Genomic DNA, 22,788 nt, shown 5'->3' with positions numbered 1-22,788 from the left:
TCATAACCTGAAGGTCACAGGTTCAAATCCTGTCCCCGCAACCAAACACAAACGCCAAGAGGCCCGTCGCACAACACACGCGACGGGCCGCTCGGCGTTCTAAGATCCGGCCGCGCCCCGGCCGCGTCGATGCAGCAGGAACACGCCCAAGGCGATCGCCAGCACCGTTGCGGCTGCGGCGAGGCTGAGGATTCGTTCGATCAAGGGGGTGTAGATCCCCCGGACAGCGTCGTACCCGTAGCAGAGCAGGGTGAGCCGATCGGCCAGCGTGCTGCCCCGCCCCTCCCCCGCCTCGATCAGGGCGAGGCGCAGGTCGCGGCCGTTCAGCGCCAGGGGCGACAGGATGCGGGCGACGCGCCCCTCGGGCGTCAGCAGGATCGCGGCGGCCGGATGGGCGATGCTGTCGGTATCCCGGTCGACCACGAAGCGGTAGCCGAGCGCCGCCGTGAGGGCGGCGACGGCCGGTGCCGCGCCGACGAGGGCCCGGACCGCCGAGACGCTGCCTTCCGAGACGCCCGCCTTTGAACGTCCGCCTCCGTCGTCGTGCAGCATCCGCCGAGCTGCCGCGACGTCGTCCCGTGGGTCGAGACCCACCAGGACGAAACTGACGTCGCGGCCGGGGGCGAGGCCGGTCGCCGCGAGGGCCGCACCGGTCATCGCCAGCATCGGGTCGCAGACATTGGCGCAGGTGTAGTCGACCGGCAGGAGCAGGGCCGCCCGTTCCCCCAGGGCCGACCCCAGGGTGGTCGGTCCGCTCTCCGCATCGGTGAAGGCAAGCCCGAGCGGCACCCGGGCGTCGGAGGCCGGCGTGACGCCGACGCGCGCGAGGTCGTTCTGGGCCAGACGCGCCAGCCCGGCTCCGGGCAGCGTCGCGAGTCCCGCGAGGCCGAGCAGGAGGGCCGCCGGCCAGCTTTGCCTCATCCGGATCGCGCGCCTGCGGCTGCCCTGTCGCATGGATCCTCTCATGCCCGATCCCGGGCCGGGGCGCAGCCCGCAATGGCGCCGCACGGGACCGGAATCACGCGGCTCGCGAACTCTTGGCTCGCGAAGTTTTGGATCGCGAAGTTTTGGGTCGCGCCGATCCGTCTCCTGGGGCAACGCTGTCCGGCGCGGCGGGTGTTCCGTTCGGCCGGTGCGGCGCCGGCCCGGGCTGGATTCGCATCCCGCGGGATGAAAGGCCGGACTGAACCGTAGCCGTCAGATCGCGGTTATCGAGACGGACCGGGAGAAGCGAGTGCGGATGAGACGACCCCGTGACATCCCGGGCCTGTTGCTGCGTACCGGCGGGCGCCGCGCCTGATGGCGCAACTCTTCGCACCCGGCGCCGACGCGCTCCTGCGCCTGGCGCTCCTCTCCGGGGCCGCCCTGATCGCCGGCGGGGCCGTACTGGTGGCCGGGATCGCGCGCTCGGACTACGTCACCGGCGTGGGGATCGCCCCGGCCCAGCCGGTCCCCTTCAGCCACAAGCACCATTCGGGCGAACTCGGCATCGATTGCCGCTACTGCCACACCACGGTGGAGACGCAGGCCACGGCCGGGCTGCCGCCGACCCAGACCTGCATGACCTGCCATTCGCAGATCTGGACCGGCTCCGACATGTTGAAGCCCGTGCGCGACAGCTACGCCAGCGGCGAGCCCCTGCGCTGGGTTCGCCTGAACAAGCTGCCGCAATACGTCTACTACAATCACTCCGTTCACGTGACGAAGGGGATCGGCTGCTCCACCTGCCACGGGGACGTCACCACCATGCAGATGACCTACCGGGCCAACGCCTTCGAGATGCAGTTCTGCCTCGATTGCCACCAGGCGCCCGAACGCTGGGTGCGCACGCCGGACCAGGTCTGGAACATGAACTGGAGCCCGCCGGCCAACCAGGCGACCCTCGGGCCGCAGCTCGTGGCGAAGAACCACATCCACGGGGGCGACCGGCTCCTCGAATGCGGGATCTGTCACCGCTGATGGCTCAGGACCTCGATCTCCCGCAGCTGCGCCGGCGCCTCGCCTCCGGCGACGGCCCCGCCTTCTGGCGCAGCCTCGATGCGCTGGCCGGGACGGAGGCGTTCCAGGCCTATCTGCGAACCGAATTCCCCGGGGCCGTGCCCCTGGCGCAGGGGCCGGAGCGGCGCGGCTTCCTCAAGCTGATGGCGGCCTCCTTCGCCCTCGCCGGGCTCTCGGCCTGCGATGCCTTCGACGGGCGAGGGCGCGAGGTGCCCTACGTGGTGCAGCCCGAGCGGATCGTCGCCGGTGCTCCCCTGGCCTACGCCACCTCGGCCCTGTTCGACGGCTTCGCGAACGGCATCCAGGTCACCACGCGCAACGGCCGTCCCCTGAAGGTCGAGGGCAACCCGGACCATCCCTGGAGCCGTGGCGGTACCGACGTCCTGGGCCAGGCCTCGGTGCTCGGGCTCTACGACCCCTTCCGCAGCCAGGCGGTGCAGCATCTCGGGCGGCCCGCCGCCTGGTCGGCCTTCCGCGGCGCCCTGCTGGCGCGCCTCGCGGCCCTGCGCGAGACGGGCGGTGCGGGCTTCCATCTCCTCACCGGGCCGGTCACGTCGCCCGCGCTGGCCGCCGAGATCGATCGGCTGCGGTCGGCCTATCCAGGCCTGCGCTGGCACGTCTCGCAGACGGTGCCGCGGGACGGGCTCTATGACGGCGCGCGGCAGGCCTATGGCCGGCCCTTGGAAACCCAGTTCCGGTTCGAGGCCGCCCGCACCCTGGTCAGCCTCGACGGCGACTTCCTCGACGTTGGGCCGGGCCAGGTCGGGCTGTCCCGCCGCTGGATCGACGCGCGCCGGGCCGCGCAGGCCGAGGGCCGCCTCCTCACCCTGCACGCGGCGGCGCCGACCCCGGGGCTGACCAGCGTCAAGGCCGACCACACCCTGGCGGCCGGCTCGGACGACCTGGCGCGCCTGGCCGCGGATCTCCTGCGGATCGCCGAGGGCGCACCCCCCCAGCAGGCGGCGGAGACCGCGGACGGGCCGAGGGCGGCGTGGCTCCGGCGGGCCGGCGCGGCGCTGCTGGCCGCGCGGGGCCGGGGTCTCGTCACCGCCGGCATCGGCCAGCCGGCTGCGGTGCACGCCCTGGTTCACCGCATCAACGGCGCCCTGGGCAACACCGGCACCACGGTGGTGCACACCGCGCCCGTTCCGGTGAGCGGGGCCGAGGACGTGTCCGCCCTGATCGAGGCGATGGCCGGAGGGCGCGTCGGCACCCTGCTGATGCTCGGGGTCAACCCGGTTTACGAGGGCTCGGGCGAGCTCGCCTTCGCCGAGCACCTGGCCCGGGTACCGTTCAAGATCCATGCGGGGACGTATTTCGACGAGACCGCCGCCCATGCCGACTGGCACCTGCCGCTCGCGCACCCGCTGGAGAGCTGGGGCGATGCCCGCTCCCTCGACGGCACCGTGGGGCTGATCCAGCCGACCGTCGCCCCGCTCTATGGCGGACGCTCGGCCCACGAGATCCTGACCCTGTTCGGCCCCGAAAGTCCCGAGCCGGAGACCCCCGCACAGGAAGGACCCGAGCGGGGGCTCGGATTGCTGAAGCGCCAGTGGCGCCGTCCCGGCGAGGACGCCGCCGCCTTCGAGGCCCGGTTCGCCGAAGCCCTGCGCCTCGGCTTCCTGCCGGACACCGCCCTGCCCATGGAGAGCGTGGCGCTGACCGGGCGGGTCGCGGACCCCGTGCCGGCCTCCGCCGCGGAGGATCGGGCCGCCGCGGACCGCATCGAGGCGGTCTTCCGGCCCGACCCCTGCGTCTGGGACGGGGCCTCGGCCGATCTCGGCTGGCTGCAGGAACTGCCCAAGCCCCTGACCAAGGTGGTCTGGGAGAACGTCGTCGCGGTGAGCCCGCGCCTCGCCGAGCGCCTGCACCTCGTCACCGGCGACGTCGTGGCGGTGGAGGCGAACGGCCGGCGCCTCGAGGGCGCGGCCTGGATCCTGCCGGGCCAGGCCGCGCACACCGTGACCCTCACCCTCGGCTACGGCCGCCGGGTGCCGGACCACCTCGCGCAGGGGCTCGGCTACGACGCCCAGGCCCTGCGCCCCGCCGCCACGCCCTATCGCCTGTCCGACGTCACCCTGACGAAGACCGGCCGCCGCGCCAGGCCCGTGACGACGCAGGATCTCGGCACCATGCAGGGACACGACTTCGTGCGCGTCCAGGCCCTGGGGGCTCCGAGCGTCGGCGACCCGCCGGGCGCGGTGGTGCCGTCGTTCTATGCCGAGCCGCCCTCGGCGGGGCGCGGCGCGGCGTCCGCGGACGCGGGCGCACGCGGAGGCCGGGCCTGGGGCATGGTCATCGACCTCGATGCCTGCATCGGCTGCAATGCCTGCCTCACGGCCTGCCAGTCCGAGAACAACATCCCGGTGGTGGGACGCGAGGAGGTCGCGCGCGGGCGCTGGATGAACTGGCTGCGGGTGGACCGCTACTATGCCGGCGACCTCGACGCGCCCGACACGCATTTCCAGCCGGTGCCCTGCATGCATTGCGAGGCGGCGCCCTGCGAGCTCGGATGCCCGGTGGAGGCGACGGTGCACGACAGCGAGGGCCTGAACCTGCAGGTCTACAACCGCTGCATCGGCACCCGCACCTGCCAGAGCTACTGCCCCTACAAGGTCCGGCGCTTCAACTACCTCGACTACACGGGCGGCATGGCGCCTGTGGCGCAGCAGCAGCGCAACCCCGACGTCACCGTGCGGGCGCGCGGCGTGATGGAGAAGTGTACCTACTGCCTCCAGCGCATCGCCGGGGCGCGCATCGACGCGGCCAAGGACGCCCATGCGCCGATCCCGGACGGGACGGTGGAGACCGCCTGCCAGGGAGCCTGCCCGACCCGCGCCATCGTGTTCGGCGACCTCTCGGATTCCAGCAGCAAGGTCGCGGCGGCGCGCCGGGACCCGCGCAACTACGCGCTGCTCGGCGAGCTCAACACCCGGCCACGCACCACCTACCTCGCGAGCCTGGCGCCCGGCGCCGAGCCGGGCCGGGAGGGCTGAGGCGCCATGGCCGGAGCCGTGCTCACCCCCGACACCCCGACCCGCCCCGGCGGGATCGGACGCGCCATCTCCGATGCGGCCCTGCACGACCCCCTCGGCCGACGCTGGTGGATCGCCTTCGCGGCGGCCTCCGGGCTCTTGGCCCTGTTCTTCGGGGTGATCCTCTACCTGCTCTTCACCGGCGTCGGCATCTGGAACAACAACAACGCCGTCGTCTGGGCCCTCGACATCGCCTCCTACGACTGGTGGATCGGCATCGCCTGCGGCAGCCTCGCCCTGGCCGGTACCCTGCGCCTGACGGGCACGTCACGGGAGGCCGCGTTCGGGCGCGGGGCGATCAGCCGCCTGGCTGAGGCCAATGCCCTGCTGTGCACGATCGCGGCCGGGCTCTACCCGATCATCCATCTCGGGCGGCCGTGGTTCTTCTACTGGAACCTGCCCTACCCCAACACCCTCGGCCTGTGGCCGCAATTCCGCTCGCCCCTGGTCTGGGACGCCATCGACATCGTCAGCTTCCTCGTGGTCACGGTGAGCCTCTGGTACGTTGGGCTCCTGCCGGACCTCGCGACCCTGCGCGACCGGGCCTTCGCGGAGGCGCAGGCGACGTCCGAGCGCGCCGGACGGCCGCGGCGCTGGCCGATGCTGCGGGCGCAGGCCTACGGGATCGCCGCCGCCGGCTGGCGCGGCTCCGCCTCCCACTGGCAGCTCTGGGCGCAGGCCTATCGCATCATCGCCCTGCTCGGCATCCTGCTCGTGGTCTCGCTCCAGACCGGAGCCTCGGTGATGCTGGCGGGCTCCGTGCTGCCGGGCTGGCACGACACCATCCTGCCCGTCACCTTCCTGGTGAACGCCGTCTTCTCCGGGGTCGCCGTCATCGCCGCCCTGGCGATGCTGGTCCGCACGGTCTACCGCCTCGAGGCCGTCGTCACCCTGCGCCATGCCGAGATCCTGGCCCGGCTCCTGCTCGGCCTCGGGCTCGCCAGCCTCTACGGCTACGCGGCCGAGCTCCTCTCGGGCTTCCTGCACGGCGACGCCTACGCGCGCGCCACCCTGGTGCGCCGGTTCACCGGCCCCCATGCCTGGGCGGCCTGGACGGTGCTGACCTGTGCCCTGCTGCCGGTCCAGCTGTTCTGGTGGGCGCGGTTCCGGCGCTCGCCCCTGGCCCTGGCCCTCGTCGGCGGCCTCGTGGCGGTGGGCGCCTATGCCGACCACGTCATGGTGCTGGTGGTGACGCTGTCGCACGACTTCCTGCCCTCCTCCGCCCTCGACTACCGGGTCGGGCTCTGGGGCCTCGCCACCTTCGCCGGGTCCGTGGGGATGTTCCTCGTCCTGCTGCTCCTGTTCCTGCGCGCCCTGCCCGTGGCCTCGCTCAGCGACCTGCGCCGTCAGGCGGGCCCGGGCGACGGCCCGGCTCAGGCACAAGCCAGGGCGGACGCCCCCGCGCCCGATGCCGACACGCCGATCTGGGCGGTCAGCGCGGAATTCGCGACGCAGGACCAGCTCGCCGCCGCGATGCGGGCGCTCGCCCGGCGCCATCCCAGCCGCGGCGGGAACGTCCGCCTCGACGCCTTCGGCCCGGTGCCGATGGCCGATGCCCTGAAGACCCTCGGCCGCCACAACCGCTCGGTCCTGCCCTACGCCCTCGGCGCGGCCCTCGCCGGCGGGGCCGCCTTCTACGGGATGTGCGTCTACGCCACCGCGTACGGCTACGTCTTCGACGTGGGCGGACGCCCGCGCTTCTCCTGGCCCTCCTTCGTGGTGCCGAGCGTGTCCTTCGCGATGATGAGCGGGACGCTCGCCGTACACGCGGTGCTCCTGTTCGTGAACCGCCTGCCGCGCCTCAACCATCCGGCCTTCAACATCCCGGGCTTCGGGCGGGTCACCCAGGACCGCTACTTCCTGGCCGCCGAGGCGCGCGGCCCGGATTTCGATGCCGACCGCATCGTGCGCCAGCTCGCCGCCCTGCCCGAGGGCGCCGGGCGGCCGCTCGCGATCGCGCGGGTGCCGCGATGAGGCGCCGGTTCCACCGCCTCCCCGGCCTGCTGCCCGGCCTGGGGCTGCTCCTGGCGCTCGCCGGCTGCGGCGAGGCGAACATGCACGACCAGGCCAAGGCCAAGAGCTGGGACGCCAACCGCTTCTTCCCCCAGGGCATGACCATGCGCGCGCCCGTGGCCGGCACCGTACCCCGCACCGACCCGGCGCGCTTCGTGCCGCGCCCCGCCGTCATCGACGCGGCCCTGCTGGACCGGGGCCGGGAGCGCTACGGCATCGCCTGCACGCCCTGCCACGGCCGCAGCGGCGACGGCCGGGGCATGATCGTGGCGCGCGGCTTTCCGGCGGCGCCGTCCTTCGCGGACGAGCGCCTGAGGTCGGCGCGGTCCGACCGGCTCTACGCCGCGATCACAGAAGGCCACGGGGCGATGTTTCCCATGGGGGCGCAGGTGGCACCGGCCGACCGCTGGGCCATCGTCGCCTATCTCCGCGTCCTGCAGCTGAGCCAGGGCGCCGACGTGGCGAGCCTGCCGGCGGAGGACCGGGCCAAGCTGCGGGACAGCGCGATGCGGGCGGCCCGATGACCGCCGCCCGCCCCCTGCTCCGCCTCGCTGCCGGTCTGGCCGCCCTCGCCCTCGCGGTCCTCCTCGGCGACTGGCAGGCCGGCTACCTGGCGGCCTGGCTCACGCTCCTGGCCCTGCCCCTCGGCGCCCTCCCCCTGGTCGCCGGGCTCGACGCCCTGGCGCCGGAGCGGTTCGCGATCCTGCGCCCCGCCCTGGTCGGCGGCCTGCGCCTGATGCCCGTGGCGGCCCTGCTGGCCCTGCCCCTGATCGCGGTGGTGCCGGTCCTCTATCCCTTCGCGACGGGGACGCCCGCCGCGACCCCGCTGGCGGCGATCTGGACGACCCCGCCGTTCCTCGCCGCCCGCCTCGTGGCGGCCCTCGCTCTCTGGCTCTGGCTCGGCCGCCGGGCCGCGGCGGGACGGGGGCCGGCCGCCCTCGTGCTCGGACTCCACGCCGTGCTGGCGACGCTGGTGAGCTTCGACCTGATCACCGCCCTCGACCCGCGCCTCGGCTCCAGCCTGATCGGGCTCCTGATGCTGGTGGCCTGGAGCGGCGCGGCCCTGGCCGCCGCCCTCCTGGTCACGCGCCGGCCCGAGGCCGGGCTGCTGCCCCTGGCCCTGCTGACGGCGACATGGGCCTTCCTGCACTTCGTGCAGTTCCTCGTGGTCTGGTCGGCCAACCTGCCCGCCGAAGTGTCGTGGTACCTCGCCCGGGGCGGCCTGCTCGGGCGGGGCTTGAGCCTCGCGGGCGGGACCGCCGCCCTGCTCGCCGCCGCCCTCACCCTGCGTCCCGGCCCGTGGACGACGCGGGCGGTGGCGGCGTTGACCCTGGCGGTCCACGCCGGCGAGATGGCCTGGCTCGTCACGCCGGCCGCGCGCGGCGCCTTCGTGGTCACCGGGCCGGACGTCCTGGCCGGGCTCGGCGTCGCCGCCGTCGCCGCCGGCCTCGCCCCGATGCTGGCGCCGCTCCTGGCGCGCCGCGCCCCGATGGACGCAAAGGTCGCCGCATGAGCCCGCCCGAGGCCCCGCGCCGCTCCAGTCTCGCCCTCGTCCCGGCGATCCTCGCCGGCCTGATCCTGCGCCGAACGGGCGCGGTGCCGCCGTCCGCCGCGGCCGCGCCGCAGGATCCGCACGGGGACGACTGGGACTACGAGCGCAGCGACGCCGAGGCCGGCAAGACCGCCTGGGTGATGCTCGGGCTCGCCGGCGCGGTGATCGTCACCATCGGGGCGGTGCTCGCCCTCAACCACCTGGTGCTCGGCCGCCAGCGTGCCGCCCTGCCGCCCCTCACGGCCCAGCAGACCGCCGCGATCCGGCCGCCGCCGCCGAACCTGCAGGCGGACCCTTACGGGGATATCGACGCCAAGGAGGCCGACGAGGCCGGCCGCCTCGCCGGCTACGCCTATCTCGATGCGGACCGCACCCGGGCCCGCATTCCCGTCGACCGGGCCATGGCGCTCACGGCCGGCCGGCCGTTCGACCCGGAGCCCGCCGCACCGGCCCGGGACTCGGCGGTGTCTCCTCAACCCCGGACGGGAACGGCACCATGAAGGCCCAGTCCGCCCTCGCGCTCTGGCCGCCGGCGGCCTCCGCCACGGCGGTGGAGACCGACCACATCATCCTCGGCTTCACGGTGCTGACCCTGCTCCTCACGGTGCCGGTCTTCCTCGCGATCACCTACTTCGCCCTGCGCTACCGCCAGGGCGAGCAGGCCGACCGCAGCACCGACGAGCGCCGCAGCTTCCTCATCGAGATCAGCTGGATGCTGATACCCTACGTGCTGACGCTGTTCTTCTTCGGCTGGGGGGCGAAGCTCTTCATCGCCTCCCGGCATCCGCCGCCGGACGCCATGGTGGTGGAGGCCGTGGGCCGGCAGTGGATGTGGAAGTTCCAGCACCCCACCGGCCAGTCCGAGATCAACGACCTGCACCTGCCCGTCGACCAGCCGGTCCGGATCCGCATCACCAGCCAGGACGTGATCCACGCGCTCTACCTGCCGGCCCTGCGCCTGCAGATCGCCGCCCTCCCCGACCGGACGACGGAGATCTGGTTCAAGGCCGACCGCACCGGAACCTACCGGCTCTACTGCTCGGAATATTGCGGCACCGACCACTCGGTCATGGACGGCAACCTCACGCTGATGACCCAGGCCGAGTACCAGGAGTGGCTGACCCATGGGGGCGCGCAGCAATCGAACCTGGCCGCGGGCCGGGTGATCTACGAAGCCTACGGCTGCGCCGGCTGCCACGACGGCGCCGTCGCGGGCGTGAAGGCGCCCAGCCTCGTCGGCCTCTACGGCCGCCCGGTCCACCTCGCCGACGGCCGCACGCTCACGGCGGACGCGGACTACATCCGCGCCAAGATCCTCAACCCCAACGAGAACCGGCTCGCCGGCGACGGCGAAGGCGAGGGTGGCGGCCAGGGTGGCGGCAAGGGCGGCGGAAAGGGCGGCTACAAGCAGGTGATGCCGAGCTTTCGCGGGGTGATCCCGGCCGACGATCTCGACCGCCTCGTCGGATACCTGAAAGCCTACGACCGCGTCGCGGAAGGAGCCCCCCGATGAGCAGCGCCGGCACCCTGCACGGCGACGCCGCCGCGCGCGATCCCCATACGCCGTTGCCGACCCTCGACCGGCCGGACGACTACCTCCATGCCCAGTCCACCCTGCGCTCGTGGTTCCTCACCACCGACCACAAGCGCATCGCCCTCCTGTACCTCGCCAGCATCACCGCCTTCTTCGTCATCGGCGCGGTGGCGGCCGGCTTCGTGCGCCTCGCCCTGGTCGTCCCCGACGGCGCGATCATGACCAACGACACCTACAACAAGGCCTTCACCATCCACGGGGTGGTGATGGTGTGGTTCTTCCTCATCCCGTCGATCCCGGCGACCTTCGGCAACTTCCTGATCCCGCTGATGATCGGGGCCAAGGATCTCGCCTTCCCGAAGCTCAACCTGACGAGCTGGTACATCTTCATGACGGGGGCGCTGTTCACCCTGGTGGCGGTGGTGCTGGGCGGCGTCGATACCGGCTGGACCTTCTACGCGCCGCTCTCCACGGCCTTCTCGAACACCTGGGTGCTGCCGGCCCTGATCGGCGTCACCATCGTGGGCTTCTCCTCGATCCTGACGGGGCTCAACTTCGTCGTCACCATCCACACGATGCGGGCGCCCGGCATGACCTGGTTCCGGCTGCCGATCTTCGTCTGGACGCACTACGCCACGAGCCTGATCTTCCTGCTCGCGACCCCCGTCATCACCCTGGCGCTGATCCTGCTCATCGCCGAGCGCGCCTTCCACGTGGGCGTGTTCGACCCGGCCTATGGCGGCGACCCGGTGCTGTTCCAGCACCTGTTCTGGTTCTACTCGCACCCGGCCGTCTACATCATGGTGCTGCCGGGCATGGGCGTGATCTCCGAGATCGTGCCGGCCTTCGCCCAGAAGAAGCTCTTCGGCTACCGTTTCGTCGCCTACGCGGCCATCGGCCTGGCCTCGGTGACGTTCTTCGTCTGGGGCCACCACATGTTCGTCAACGGGCAGAGCGACCTGGCCTCCCTCGCCTTCTCGGCCCTCTCCTTCGCGGTGGCGGTGCCCTCGGCGGTGAAGGTCTACAACTGGACCGCCACGATCCATAAGGGCAGCCTACGCCTCGACACCCCGATGCTGTACGCCATGGGGTATATCGGCCTGTTCGTGCTCGGCGGGCTGACGGGGCTCTACCTCGCGACGCTGGCCATCAACCAGCACATCCACGCCACCTACTTCGTGGTGGCGCATTTCCACTACATCATGGTCGGCGGCACGGTGCTGGCCTTCCTCGGCGGGCTGCACTTCTGGTGGCCGAAGATCACCGGGCGGATGTACAGCGAGCCCTGGGGCCGGATCTCCGCGCTGTTCATCTTCATCGGGTTCAACGTCACGTTCTTCCCGCAATTCATCCTCGGCTACCTCGGGATGCCGCGGCGCTACGCGACCTACCCGCCGGAATTCCAGCTCCTCAACGTGCTGTCCTCCGCGGGCTCGACGATCCTGGCGGCCGGCTACCTCTTCCCGATGGTCTATCTCGTCTATTCCCTCTGGTTCGGACGCCGGGCGAGCGCGAACCCCTGGGACGCCAAGGGGCTGGAATGGGAGACCGCCTCCCCGCCCCCGCCCCACAACTTCGCGGGCGTGCCGCAGGTGCCGAAGGTCCCGTACGACTACCCGATCCAGGCCCCCGAGACCGGGAGCCACCACACGTGAGCGCCGATGCCACCGGTGCGAACCCCGCCGCCGACCCCGTCGGCGTCACCCGCGCCGAGCACTTCGCCACGGTCGGTCAGCAGCGCCACGCCGCGACGCTGGGCATGTGGGCGTGGCTGCTGACGGAACTGCTGCTCTTCGCCGGGCTGTTCCTCACCGCACTGATCCTGCGCCTGCTCCACCCGGAGGCGGTGCAGGCGGCGGCCGGCCATCTCAAGTTCTGGATCGGGGCCACCAACACCGTGGTGCTGCTCTGCTCCAGCCTGACCATGTCGGCGGCCATCGAGCTCTCGCGGCTGGGCTGGCAGCGGATGATGGTCGGCTGCCTGCTCGCCACGGCGAGCCTCGGGGCGCTGTTCCTGATGCTGAAGGGCTACGAGTACTACGCCGACTACGAGGAGCACATGATGCCCTTCCTGGCCCGCCGGCCCTACGCCCTGGCCGAGCAGCCGGCGACGCGGCTCTTCGTCAACCTCTACTACGTGGCGACCGCACTCCATGCCCTGCACCTGTTCACCGGCATCGCCATCCTGCTCGGCATCACCTGGAAGGCGTCGCGTCCGGGCTTCCTGCAGCGGCACCAGAACTGGATCGAGGTCTACGGCCTGTACTGGCACTTCATCGACCTGATCTGGATCATCGCCTTTCCGGTCCTCTACGTGGTCAATCGGTAGGAGGCGGCGCTGCGCAATCCCCTACATCCCCTCTTCCTCCATGGCCTCGGCCCCGACGACCGCGCGCTCCTTTGGCGCCGCCTGCGCACGCCGGTGCGCACCTTCCTGGCGCTCCTGGCGCTGCTCGCCGTGAACGTGGCGCTCGGGGCGACGCGACCGTTCGAGCAGGTCTGGCTCGTCGAGCTCGCGGTGGTCGCCGTCATGGCGGCGATCATCATCCTGGTCTCGATGGAGGTCCGCCACGAGCCGCCCCTGGTGCGCCTGTTCGCGGGGGTCGGGTTCTTCTGGGTCGCGATCCTGTTCGGGATGACGCTGACCGATTACCTCGCGCGCTGAGCCGCGGGCGCCGAAGCTCGCGACGCATGACAACGGCGGGGCTCGCGCCCCGCCGTTGTCCGCTCGGGTGGGTCTCGGCCCCGGACCGGTGCGCTGTGCGCGCCGGCCCTCGGCCGTGGCCCCAGGGCCGCCTCAGTAGGCCGGGCCGCCCGAGGTGGTGCCGTAATTGGCGGTGGGCTTGTTGTTCTGCTCGGCGTTGCCGGCCTTGGCCGAATCGTCCGCGCGGCGGGTGATCGAACCGGTGGTCACGTCATCGAAGGCACCGACGACGCGGCTGCCGGGCGCGGCGGTGACGGGGATGCCGGCCGGGGCGTTGTAGCTCTGCGCGAGGGCGGACGAGACGGGAGCGCTGAGGGTCAGGACCAGGGCAGCGGCGGCGGAAGCAAGACGAGTCTTCATGGTCGTGGTATCCAGATGTACAGGTCCGGTCTCCGTCAAACATTCGAGGATCACGTCCAGGATGTCCGGGGGCCGTTCTTCTTGGTACGATCTCGATATACGACGCACGCGTTCGGGACGGTGTGCGCTGCAACACGCGATGCATGCGCTCGGCGCATTTCTTCCGGGAAATACCCTCTCCCCTATGCGTGTGCTGCATCACACATCGGAGTGGGCGTCGATGTAATGGCGCAGGGCGCTGGCCGCATTGAGCATGTGGGCGCGCATGCGCCGGGCGGCGGCCTCGCCGTCGCCCTCGGCGATCGCCGCCAGGATGGCCCCGTGCTCCGCGCGCGAGCCCTGGATGCGGTCCCCGTGGCGCAGCTGCGTCCGGCGGAAGCCCGAGAGGCGGGTGCGCAGGGCCAGCGCCTGCTCCTTGAGGAAGCCGTTATGCGTGGCGCCGTAGAGGGCCTCGTGGAAGCTGCGGTTCAGGGTGTCGTAGGCGTCGACGTCCCCGGCCGCGACCATGTCGCCGGAGCGCGCATGCAGGTCCATCAGGTGGCTGCGCTCCAGGGGCGTCATCCGGTAGGTGGCGAGCCGGACGCACATCGCCTCGAACTCGGCGGTGGTCTCGAACATGTCCATGATCCGCTCGGGCGTCATGCGTGTGACCACGACCCCCCGGCGCGGGCGCAGCTCCACCAATCCGTTGAAGGCGAGCTGGCGCAAGGCCTCGCGGACGGGCGTGCGGGAGGCGCCGAAGCGGTCGGCGAGGTCCTGCTCGTCGAGGGCGGTGCCGGCGGCGAGGCGGCCGGCCGCGATCTCGTCGGTGAGCGCGTTGCGGATCTGGTCCGACAGGAGCCCGCGCTCCGCCACCGGTTCGTCCATCGCACCCTCGTCCATCATCCGCTCTCCCCCGGCTCGCTCCCTGCCCAGGACGTGCGAGACCCCGTCCGTCATCCCACGATGGCCCGAACCGTGAGGTAGAACAGCGAGGGACCGACGAGACAGCCGATTCCGGTGTGGAAGGTCGCCGTCAGGGCGCCGTAGGGCACGAGCTTCGGGTCGGTGGCGGCCAGGCCCCCGGCGACGCCGCTCACCGTGCCCATCAGGCCGCCGAACGCCATGGCCGAGCGCGGATTGTCGAGGCCGATGAGCTTGGCCACCAGGGGCGTGCCGACCATGACCATCACGGCCTTGGTGACGCCGGTGGCGATGGAGAGCGCCATCACGGCCGAGTCCGCGCCGAGCGCCGCCCCCGTCACCGGCCCGACGATGTAGGTCACGGCCCCCGCGCCGATCGTCGTGATGCTGACGGCGTCGGTGTAGCCGAAGGCCACCGCCGTCAGGGCGCCGACGATGAAGGGGATCACGGTGCCGAGCGCCAGGGCCAGAACGCCCAGGAGCCCGGCGCGGCGGGCTTCCACCACGTCGACCTCGAAGGCGGTGGCCACGATGGCGAAGTCGCGCAGCATCGCCCCGCCCATCAGGCCGATCCCGGCGAAGACTGGCAGGTCGGCGACCCCCTTCTTGCCGCCGGTGTAGAGGCCGGCGACGTAGGCGAGCCCCAGCCCGAGGACGATGGCGATGGCCGAGCCGTGAACCCGGCCGGCGGTGAGGCGGCGGCTGGCGAAATTCGAGACCAGCATCAGGGCACCGACCACCGCGAAGGCGGCCACCAGGCTCTGCTCGACGAAGACGTGTTCGATCATGTGCAGCATGGGATCACGCCTTCCCGACGGAGTGGGGCGGCGCGACGGGCGCCGCGTTGTCGTCGTCGAGGGCGCCGCCGATCACCGCGCCGCCGTGGCGGATCTGAGCGTCCTCCGCCGGCTCCGGCCGACCGAAGCGGCCGAGCAGGGCGACGCAGGCGAAGCAGAGCAGCAGCGAGACCGTGGCGGCGATGAGCACGATGGGGCCGCCGCGCACGGCCGCCACCACGTTCTGCTGCGCGGCCATCGCCACCACGATGGGGATGTACATGGTCGACCAGAACGCGACCCCGAGCTTCACCCCGTGTCCGAGCTTGCCGCGCGCGAGGAGCCAGGACCGCGCGGCGATGAGCAGGATCATGGCGAGGCCGACCCCGCCGACATTGGCCTTCACCCCGAGGGCGACGCCCAGCAGGTCCCCGAGGAAGACCCCGATCAGGGTGCAGAGCGCGAGCAGTGCGACGCCGAAGATGGTCATCGGGTGGCCTCGCGCGTTGTCGGACATGAGCTTCGGGCGGCCTGGCGCATGGGACGTCACTCCTGTGTATTCCGCGATTCGTTTTTAATTGTCTTCAGTATACAAGCGATTGACATGAACGCAATTTGGAATACTGATCGTCTGTGAAAACGGTAATCGGCATTCCATTGGGTGCCGATCGAGCTGGGCGGTATACACGGCCGTGACGAGGGAGCGGATCGGATGATGGATTGGCGTCAGGAACGCACCGCCCGCGACGCGCGCCTCGCACGAGCGCGGCCGCGCGCCGACGGGAAGGTCGTGCCGGCGGCCCGGGTCGTCGATCTGCTGGAGGCGATCCTCCAGCCCGGCGACCGCGTCTGCCTCGAAGGCGACAACCAGAAGCAGGCCGACTGCCTCGCCCGGGGTCTCAGCGGCTGCGACCCGGCCCGGGTCCACGACCTGCACATGGTGCAGTCGGGGATCGTCTTGCCTGAGCACCTCGACATCTTCGAGCAGGGCATCGCCCGGCGGCTCGACTACTCGTATTCGGGTCCCCAGGGCGGCCGCATCGCCAAGATGCTCTATGGTGGTCAGATCGAGCTCGGGGCGGTGCACACCTACCTCGAGCTCTTCGCCCGCTACTTCATCGACCTGACGCCGAACGTGGCCCTGATCGCCGGCGTCTCGGCCGACCGGGACGGTAACCTCTATACGGGGCCCAACACCGAGGACACGCCCACCGTGGTGGAGGCGACCGCCTTCAAGAACGGCGTGGTGGTGGCGCAGGTGAACGAGATCGTCGACCGGGTGCCCCGCGTCGACATTCCCGGCGACCGGGTCGACTTCGTGGTCGAGGCCGACACCCCGTTCTACGTCGAGCCGCTCTTCACCCGCGATCCCGGCGCCGTGACCGAGACGCAGATCCTGATGGCCATGATGGCGATCAAGGGCATCTACGCCGAATACGGCATCCGCCGCCTCAACCACGGCATCGGCTTCGGCACGGCGGCGATCGAACTGCTGCTCCCGACCTATGCCGAGCGCCTCGGCCTGAAGGGCCAGATTGCGACCCATTGGGCGCTCAACCCGCATCCGAGCCTGATCCCGGCCATCGAATCCGGGTGGGTGAAGCAGATCCACTGCTTCGGCTCCGAGGTCGGCATGGACAAGTACATCCGCGCCCGGCCGGACGTGTTCTTCACGGGTTCCGACGGGTCCCTGCGCTCGAACCGCGCCTTCTGCCAGACGGCGGGCCTCTATGCCTGCGACCTGTTCATCGGCTCGACCCTGCAGATCGACCTGCAGGGGCATTCCTCCACCGTGACGACGAACCGCGTCGCAGGCTTCGGCGGCGCGCCGAACATGGGCTCGGACCCGCACGGGCGGCGCCACCCCTCCGATACCTGGATGAAGGCGGGGCAGGAGGCCGGCGGCACGGGCGACCCGGCCCTGCGGCGCGGGCGCAAGCTCGTGGTGCAACTCGTCGAGACCTTCGGCGACAAGCTGGTGCCGGCCTTCGTGGAGCGGCTCGACGCCCTCGAACTTGCGCGCAAGCTCAACCTCGAACTCGCCCCCGTGATGGTCTACGCCGACGATGTCACCCACATCGTCACCGAGGAGGGCATCGCCAACCTGCTGCTGTGCCGGACCTTGGACGAGCGGGAGCAGGCGATCCGCGGGGTGGCCGGCTACACCGATGTGGGCCGGGGGCGCGACCACGCCGAGGTGGAGCGCCTACGTGCCCGCGGCATCATCCGAAGGCCGGAGGATCTCGGCATCGAGCCCCTCGACGCCGACCGGTCGCTGCTGGCCGCGCGTTCGATCAAGGACCTCGTGCAGTGGTCGGGCGGCCTCTACGAGCCGCCGGCCAAGTTCCGGAACTGGTGAGGAATTTCGCGTCATGGAGAAGCTGAGCTTCCGCCACACCACCCGGACGGCGCTCCCCGGCACGCGGGCCAGCGCGATCACCGGGGTCGTCGCCTCCGGCAACCTCGAAGTGCTGCTGGAGCGCAACCTGGCGCCCGACGCCTGCCACGTGGAGATCGACACCGCCATCAAAGGCTACGCCGAGGTCTGGGCCGCGGTGGTGGCGGACTTCGTGGCCCGGCGGCAGCCCGGCGGGCTGACCATCACCATCAACGACGGGGGCGCCCGCCCCGACACCGTGTCCCTGCGCCTCGCCCAGGGCGCCCGCCTGATGGAGCTGCCGTGATGGACTGGAAGCCGGTCGCCCTCTCCGCCGAGCCCCGCGACCAGAGCTGGTACGAGGCGAGCGCCCGCGCCCGCCTCGCCGGCCTCCTCGACGTGGACACCTTCCAGGAATTTATCGGCCCCGAGCAGCGGCAGATGAGCCCGCACCTGCCGCTCTTCGCCCTGCCCCGCGCCTTCGACGACGGCATGATCGTCGGACGCGGGCGCCTCGACGGCCGGGACGTGCTGGCCGCCGCCCAGGAAGGCCGCTTCATGGGCGGGGCCTTCGGTGAGATCCACGGTGCCAAGCTCGTCGGCCTGCTGCGGGCCGCCCTCGCCGTGAAGCCCGCCGCCGTGCTGATCCTGTTCGACACCGGAGGTGTGCGCCTGCAGGAGGCCAATGCGGGCGAGACCGCCATTGCGGAGATCATGCGGGCGATCACCCAAGTCCGCGCCGCCGGCATCCCGGTTATCGGTCTCATCGGGGGCCGGGCCGGCTGCTACGGCGGCGGCGGCCTCATCGCCGGCACCTGCGCGCACCTCGTCATCTCCGAGGGGGGACGCCTCAGCGTCTCCGGTCCCGAGGTGATCGAGACCAACAAGGGCGCCGAGGAGTTCGATTCCCGTGACCGGGCCCTCGTCTGGCGCACCATGGGCGGCAAGCACCGGCGCCTCCTCGGCGCGGCGGATGCCTTCGTGGCCGACACGATCGGGGCCTTCCGCGAGGCCGCCTTGGCGGCGATCCCGGAAGCCCCATCCTTCGACCTCGCCACCCTGGAGGCCGAGCAGGCCCGCTTGGAAGCTCGCCTCGAACGCTTCGGCGACACCCGGGACGCCACCGAGATCTGGGGCCGCCTCGGCGTCAACGACCCCGCCGCCGTCCCAAGCCTGACCACCGAGGGTTTCGACGCCCTGCTCGACAGCCTGCCGGAGGGCTCGCACCATGCGCGATAAGATGCCCCTCGACACCCTTCTCGCTTCGCTCTTCCCGGCGGGGCACGCCGTCACGGTGGCGGACGGCCTGATTTCCGGCGAGGGCCCGCTGACCGACGGCCGCCTCGCGGTGATCGGTATCGACGGCGACACCGCGCTCGGACTCGAAGGCGCCTGCTTCCTGGCAGGGTGCGTCCTCGACGTGGTGCGGGCGGGTGGCGGCAGGCCTATCCTCGTCCTCATCGATTCCGACAGTCAGCGCATGAGCCGGCGCGACGAACTCCTCGGCCTCAACGAGTACCTCGCGCATCTCGCCAAGGCGCTGCTGCTGGCCGACGCGCAGGGTCACCCGACCATCGGCCTGCTCTATGGTCACAGCGCGGCCGGCGCCTTCATCGCCACGGCCCTGGCCACCCGCGTACTCGCGGCCCTGCCCGGCGCCCATCCGAGCGTGATGGACCTCCCCTCCGTGGCCCGCGTCACCAAGCTGCCCCTGGAGACGCTGCAGGACATGGCCCGCTCGACCTCGGTCTTCGCGCCCGGACTGGACAACATGGTCCGGACGGGGGCCGTGCAGGCGACCCTCGACCCCGGCAAGCCCCTCGGTCCCCAGATTGCCGCGCTGATCGCGGACAGCCCGGCGGTCGATACCCGCGATGCGCTGGGTCGTGAACGGGGCGGGCGCCCGCTCGCCCACGACATCGCCGCCCAGGTGGTGCGCGAGGCTCAGGTGGTGCGCGGGGCGCAGGACAGGGTGGTGCGCGAGGCGCCGGGTGCGTGATCTCGCGCGCCACGACCTCCTCACGGTGGCGCCCGCCGCCTGGGGCCCGCTGCTGGCGCAGCGGCCGGACCTCGACGGGATTCCCCATCTCGCCGATTGGGCCGCGCGCGGCTGGCCGGTGATCGTGCGTCGCCGCGTGCCCGGCGAGGATGGCGCCCTGGTTCCGGCCGGGCTGCCGCTGCCGCCCTCCCTCGGCAAGCGACGCATCGGCTTCGCGCTCCCGCCCGCGGCGGTGCGCCCGCGCTCCGGCCTGACCCTGGCCGAGGCACGCGCGGCCGCGCCCGCCACCTGGCAACCCACCCTCGACGCGCTCCTGGCGCACGGGGCCGTCCACGGTCGCGTGCCCCGGGTGTTCGGCAGCCTGCTTTGGCAGGCCCTGACGGGTTTGCCCTACCTCTCCGCCTCCTCCGACCTCGACCTGCTCTGGCCCGGGCCCGTCGGCCCGGCCTTCCTCGCCGGCCTTGCCGACCTCGCGGCGCAGGCGCCGATGGGCCTCGACGGCGAGATCGGCCTCGCCGACGGCTTCGCGGTGAACTGGCGCGAGCTGCAGGCGGCCGGGCCCGGCGACACCATCCTCGCCAAGGGCCTGGGCCGGCTGGAGCTCCGGCCCGTTTCGGCCCTTCGCGGCGCCGTCCTGACGCCGGCGGCCTGAGCCATGCCGATGCGCGCCCTCTCGTTGAGGCCGGCGGCTCTGTCGCAGATGCGGTTCTTCGCTTCGAGCGTCGGCCGCCCGGACGGTATTGCCCGCCTCGCCACCCAATGCTTGCGTCTGGAACTCGCCACCTATCCCAAGCCCGGCCTCGTCAGCCACGTGGACAGCGGCAGCCATGCCGACATGGATGCGGGCACCTTCCGGGCGAGCGCCTCCGCCCTGGAGCCCTACTTCATGGAACTTGCCGCGGCCGGCGCTGCGGGCGCAGCGATGGCGCATCTTCGCCGCATCGGGCTCGCGGCGGAGGCGGCGATGCGAGCCGCCACGGGCGGCGTGAACACTCATCGGGGTGCCATCTTCGGCCTCGGCCTCCTCAGCGCCGCGGCCGGTGCCGTGGGGCCTCGCGCCCCGGCCGGCAGTCTCGGCGCCGATGTCCGCGCACGCTACGCCGACGCCATCCTGGACGGGCCCGAGTTGCTGCACGCGCCGGGCGCGCGGGCGCGGCGGCGGCACGGGGTCGGGGGCGCGCCGGCCGAGGCCGCAGCCGGTTTCCCGACCCTCTACGGCACTGGTCTGCCAGCCCTGCGCCGGGCCCGAACCCGGCGCCCCGAATCGCCCGAGGCGGCGCGGGTGGAGGCCTGCCTCGCCCTGATCGCGACCCTCGAGGACACCAACCTCCTGCATCGCGGCGGCCCGGAGGGGTTCGGTTTCGCACGGGCGGAAGCCGCCCGCTTCCTCGCCGCGGGGGGCATCGCGCGGGATGACTGGTTCTCGCACGCGCAAACCCTGCACCGAGCGTTCGTCGCCCGCCGCCTCAGCCCCGGCGGGGCGGCCGACCTGCTGGCCATGACGCTGTTCGTTGACGCCTGGGAGCGACCATGATCGTCGACCGCTCATGACGCTCGCGGTCCTGCTTTCCGGCCAGGGCGGCCAGCATCCCGGGATGTTCGACCTCACCGCCGACCTTCCGGAGGCGCAGGGCCTCTTTGCGGCCGCCACTTCCCTCCTCGGACAGGACCCGCGCGATTTCGTGCGCTCCGGGGAGGACCTGCATACCAACCGCACCGGGCAGATCTTGTGCTGCGTCGCGGGCCTGGCCGCCTGGACCCTGGTGCGGAGGGCGCAACCCGCGCGCTCCGTGGTGGTGGGCTACAGCATCGGCGATCTTGCGGCCTTCGGCTGTGCCGGCCTGTTCGCGCCCGAGACGGTGCTGCAGCTCGCCGCCGCCCGTGCCGAGGCGATGGATGCGGCGGCCGGTCCCGGCTACGGCCTCGCCGGCTTGCGCGGCCTGCCCGCCGCGCGGGCCTTCGCCATGGCCGAGGCGCATGGGTGCCATCCGGCGATCCGCAACGCCGCCGACAGCGTGGTGGTGGGCGGTGCCGTCGCAGCCCTGGACGCCCTCTGCACCGAGGCGCTTGCGGCGGGCGCGGCCCGGGCCGTTCGCCTGCCCGTTCACATCCCCTCGCACACGCCGCTGCTCGCGCCAGCCGCCGAGGCCTTCCGCGAACGCCTTCAGGCCGCCCCCCTGGTGACCCCGTCGCGTCCGGCCCCGCGCCTCCTCAGCGGCCTCGATGGAGCGGCGGTGTTCCGGCCGGAGGCGGGCCTGCCCAAGCTCGCCGCACAGGTGGCACGGACCCTGGACTGGGCCGCCTGCCTCGAGGGCGTCGGCGAATTCGGTGCGACCCGGGTGCTCGAGCTCGGCCCCGGCCACGCTCTCGCCACCATGGCCCGCACGGCCCTGCCCGAGGCGCAGGTTCATGCGTTGGAGGATTTTCGTCGGTCCGACGGTGTGGTCCAATGGATCAGGGACGGGGCTTGAGCCCTAACGGAGTGAAACGCACACGATGCAGTACCGCAATCTCGGCCGCTCGGGCCTCAAGGTCTCGCCGCTCTGCCTCGGCACCATGATGTTCGGCGGCCCTACCGACGAGGCCACCGCCGGCCGCATCATCGAGAGCGCCCGGGGCGCCGGCATCAACTTCCTCGACACTGCCGACGTCTATAACGAGGGCCGGTCCGAGGAGGTGGTGGGCCGGGCGATCGCCCGGGACCGCGAGGCCTGGGTGCTCGCCACCAAGGTCGCCAACCCGATGGGGCCGGGCGTCAACGACCGGGGCCTGTCCCGCGCGCATGTGCTGCGCGCCGCCGAGGCCAGCCTCCGGCGGCTCGGCACCGACGTGATCGACATCTACTACCTCCACAAGGAGGACCACTCCACGCCGCTGGCCGAGACCATCGGCGCCATCGCGCTGCTCGTGCGCCAGGGCAAGATCCGCTACTTCGGTGTCTCGAACTACCGCGCCTGGCGGGTCGCCGAGATCTGCCGCCTGTGCGACGACCTCGGCATCGACCGGCCCGTGGTCAGCCAGCCCTACTACAACGCCCTGAACCGGATGCCCGAGACCGAGCATCTCCCGGCCTGCGCCCATTACGGCCTCGGCGTCGTGCCGTACTCGCCCCTCGCGCGCGGCGTGCTCACGGCCAAGTACGACCCCGACGCCCCGCCCCCCGAGGGCACCCGCGCGGGCCGCCAGGACACTCGCATGATGCAGACGGAGTGGCGCCCGGAATCCCTGGTGATCGCCCGGACCTTCCAGGTCCATGCGACCGCACGGGGCCTGACGGCGGGGCAGTTCGCGGTGAACTGGGTGCTGGCCAACCGTACCGTCACCTCGGTCATCGCCGGACCGCGCACCGAGGCGCAGTGGGACGAGTATCTGGGTGCGCTGGGCTACGCCTTCACGAACGAGGACGAGGCCCTCGTCGACGCCCACGTCGTCACCGGCCACCCCTCGACGCCGGGCTACAACGACCCGGCCTACCCGATCGAGGGCCGCCCGCGGGGGTGAGGGCTTCCCGCAGGAACCCGCCCTGAGGCGACGGCG

Annotated in this window: 23 protein-coding genes; 18 read left to right on the top strand and 5 right to left on the bottom strand. The window is 72.0% G+C overall.

Features of this window, described 5'->3' with window-relative positions; all coding sequences use genetic code 11:
* Nucleotides 1-99 precede the first annotated feature (99 nt).
* Entirely contained in the window at nt 100-954 is an 855-nt protein-coding gene (locus CRT23_RS22325) for an electron transporter (protein WP_245436485.1), read from the bottom strand.
* Nucleotides 955-1,299: 345 nt separating this feature from the next.
* Between CRT23_RS22325 and CRT23_RS22320 the strand changes: the two genes are divergently transcribed.
* The 10 genes from CRT23_RS22320 (at nt 1,300) to CRT23_RS22275 (ending at nt 12,797) form a co-directional block, all read left to right on the top strand.
* Nucleotides 1,300-1,959, top strand: a complete 660-nt coding sequence (locus CRT23_RS22320) for a cytochrome c3 family protein (RefSeq protein ID WP_055951607.1) — start codon at nt 1,300-1,302, stop codon at nt 1,957-1,959.
* A complete protein-coding gene (locus CRT23_RS22315) occupies nt 1,959-4,994 on the top strand; it encodes a TAT-variant-translocated molybdopterin oxidoreductase (RefSeq protein WP_103711853.1) in 3,036 nt (1,011 codons plus the stop codon). The genes CRT23_RS22320 and CRT23_RS22315 overlap by 1 nt, the downstream gene beginning before the upstream one ends.
* 6 nt (nt 4,995-5,000) lie before the next feature.
* The gene (locus tag CRT23_RS22310; protein ID WP_103711849.1) at nt 5,001-7,007 is read left to right on the top strand and encodes a quinol:electron acceptor oxidoreductase subunit ActD; all 2,007 of its coding nucleotides are present in this window, start codon (nt 5,001-5,003) and stop codon (nt 7,005-7,007) included.
* A complete protein-coding gene (locus CRT23_RS22305; RefSeq protein WP_103711848.1) occupies nt 7,004-7,570 on the top strand; it encodes a cytochrome c in 567 nt (188 codons plus the stop codon). The genes CRT23_RS22310 and CRT23_RS22305 overlap by 4 nt, the downstream gene beginning before the upstream one ends.
* Nucleotides 7,567-8,559, top strand: a complete 993-nt coding sequence (locus CRT23_RS22300) for a hypothetical protein (protein ID WP_103711847.1) — start codon at nt 7,567-7,569, stop codon at nt 8,557-8,559. The genes CRT23_RS22305 and CRT23_RS22300 overlap by 4 nt, the downstream gene beginning before the upstream one ends.
* Nucleotides 8,556-9,098 (top strand): hypothetical protein, encoded by a 543-nt coding sequence (locus CRT23_RS22295; RefSeq protein WP_103711846.1) that lies wholly within the window; start codon nt 8,556-8,558, stop codon nt 9,096-9,098. Before CRT23_RS22300 ends, CRT23_RS22295 begins: the two co-directional genes overlap by 4 nt.
* Nucleotides 9,095-10,111, top strand: coding sequence for a cytochrome c oxidase subunit II (gene coxB, locus CRT23_RS22290; RefSeq protein ID WP_103711845.1), 1,017 nt, complete (start codon nt 9,095-9,097; stop codon nt 10,109-10,111). The genes CRT23_RS22295 and coxB overlap by 4 nt, the downstream gene beginning before the upstream one ends.
* The gene (locus CRT23_RS22285) at nt 10,108-11,787 is read left to right on the top strand and encodes a cbb3-type cytochrome c oxidase subunit I (protein ID WP_055951626.1); all 1,680 of its coding nucleotides are present in this window, start codon (nt 10,108-10,110) and stop codon (nt 11,785-11,787) included. Before coxB ends, CRT23_RS22285 begins: the two co-directional genes overlap by 4 nt.
* On the top strand, nt 11,784-12,461 hold the full coding sequence (locus CRT23_RS22280) for a cytochrome c oxidase subunit 3 (protein WP_245436483.1): 678 nt from the start codon (nt 11,784-11,786) through the stop codon (nt 12,459-12,461). Before CRT23_RS22285 ends, CRT23_RS22280 begins: the two co-directional genes overlap by 4 nt.
* Nucleotides 12,462-12,554: 93 nt before the next feature.
* Nucleotides 12,555-12,797: an oxidase gene (locus CRT23_RS22275; protein WP_245436481.1), complete on the top strand. Its 243-nt coding sequence runs from the start codon at nt 12,555-12,557 to the stop codon at nt 12,795-12,797.
* A gap of 132 nt (nt 12,798-12,929) precedes the next feature.
* Here the strand turns inward: CRT23_RS22275 and CRT23_RS22270 are convergent, their stop codons facing one another.
* From CRT23_RS22270 to madL, 4 genes are all read right to left on the bottom strand, one after another.
* Nucleotides 12,930-13,196: a hypothetical protein gene (locus CRT23_RS22270; protein WP_055951634.1), complete on the bottom strand. Its 267-nt coding sequence runs from the start codon at nt 13,194-13,196 to the stop codon at nt 12,930-12,932.
* Nucleotides 13,197-13,394: 198 nt separating this feature from the next.
* Nucleotides 13,395-14,081: a GntR family transcriptional regulator gene (locus tag CRT23_RS22265; protein ID WP_103711842.1), complete on the bottom strand. Its 687-nt coding sequence runs from the start codon at nt 14,079-14,081 to the stop codon at nt 13,395-13,397.
* A gap of 50 nt (nt 14,082-14,131) precedes the next feature.
* Nucleotides 14,132-14,896 carry a malonate transporter subunit MadM gene (gene madM / locus CRT23_RS22260; protein ID WP_055951637.1) on the bottom strand — a complete coding sequence of 255 codons (765 nt, stop codon included), beginning with the start codon at nt 14,894-14,896 and terminating at the stop codon, nt 14,132-14,134.
* A 4-nt stretch (nt 14,897-14,900) separates the two neighbouring features.
* Nucleotides 14,901-15,365: a malonate transporter subunit MadL gene (gene madL / locus CRT23_RS22255; RefSeq protein ID WP_103711852.1), complete on the bottom strand. Its 465-nt coding sequence runs from the start codon at nt 15,363-15,365 to the stop codon at nt 14,901-14,903.
* Nucleotides 15,366-15,587: 222 nt separating this feature from the next.
* Here madL and mdcA point away from each other — a divergent pair, with 222 nt between their 5' ends.
* Genes mdcA through CRT23_RS22215 form a run of 8 tightly spaced genes read left to right on the top strand, consistent with a single transcriptional unit; the run spans nt 15,588 to nt 22,752 of the window.
* Nucleotides 15,588-17,234, top strand: a complete 1,647-nt coding sequence (gene mdcA / locus CRT23_RS22250; protein WP_103711841.1) for a malonate decarboxylase subunit alpha — start codon at nt 15,588-15,590, stop codon at nt 17,232-17,234.
* Nucleotides 17,235-17,247: 13 nt separating this feature from the next.
* Nucleotides 17,248-17,559 carry a malonate decarboxylase acyl carrier protein gene (mdcC, locus tag CRT23_RS22245; protein ID WP_055951647.1) on the top strand — a complete coding sequence of 104 codons (312 nt, stop codon included), beginning with the start codon at nt 17,248-17,250 and terminating at the stop codon, nt 17,557-17,559.
* Nucleotides 17,559-18,491 carry a biotin-independent malonate decarboxylase subunit beta gene (locus CRT23_RS22240; protein ID WP_103711840.1) on the top strand — a complete coding sequence of 311 codons (933 nt, stop codon included), beginning with the start codon at nt 17,559-17,561 and terminating at the stop codon, nt 18,489-18,491. The genes mdcC and CRT23_RS22240 overlap by 1 nt, the downstream gene beginning before the upstream one ends.
* A gap of 1 nt (nt 18,492) precedes the next feature.
* Nucleotides 18,493-19,251 carry a biotin-independent malonate decarboxylase subunit gamma gene (gene mdcE, locus CRT23_RS22235; RefSeq protein WP_103711839.1) on the top strand — a complete coding sequence of 253 codons (759 nt, stop codon included), beginning with the start codon at nt 18,493-18,495 and terminating at the stop codon, nt 19,249-19,251.
* Nucleotides 19,244-19,903 (top strand): malonate decarboxylase holo-[acyl-carrier-protein] synthase, encoded by a 660-nt coding sequence (gene mdcG, locus CRT23_RS22230; protein WP_103711838.1) that lies wholly within the window; start codon nt 19,244-19,246, stop codon nt 19,901-19,903. Before mdcE ends, mdcG begins: the two co-directional genes overlap by 8 nt.
* A gap of 48 nt (nt 19,904-19,951) precedes the next feature.
* Nucleotides 19,952-20,785 (top strand): triphosphoribosyl-dephospho-CoA synthase MdcB, encoded by an 834-nt coding sequence (gene mdcB, locus CRT23_RS22225; RefSeq protein ID WP_103711851.1) that lies wholly within the window; start codon nt 19,952-19,954, stop codon nt 20,783-20,785.
* A gap of 13 nt (nt 20,786-20,798) precedes the next feature.
* The gene (locus tag CRT23_RS22220; RefSeq protein WP_103711837.1) at nt 20,799-21,722 is read left to right on the top strand and encodes an acyltransferase domain-containing protein; all 924 of its coding nucleotides are present in this window, start codon (nt 20,799-20,801) and stop codon (nt 21,720-21,722) included.
* Between the two features lie 25 nt (nt 21,723-21,747).
* Nucleotides 21,748-22,752 (top strand): aldo/keto reductase, encoded by a 1,005-nt coding sequence (locus tag CRT23_RS22215; protein ID WP_103711836.1) that lies wholly within the window; start codon nt 21,748-21,750, stop codon nt 22,750-22,752.
* Nucleotides 22,753-22,788 lie beyond the last annotated feature (36 nt).

Source organism: Methylobacterium sp. V23 (assembly GCF_002917135.1).
In the GTDB taxonomy this organism is placed as follows: Bacteria; Pseudomonadota; Alphaproteobacteria; order Rhizobiales; family Beijerinckiaceae; genus Methylobacterium.
Note: the sequence above shows the minus strand (reverse complement) of the source record. Positions and strands in the feature narration are given on the sequence as shown.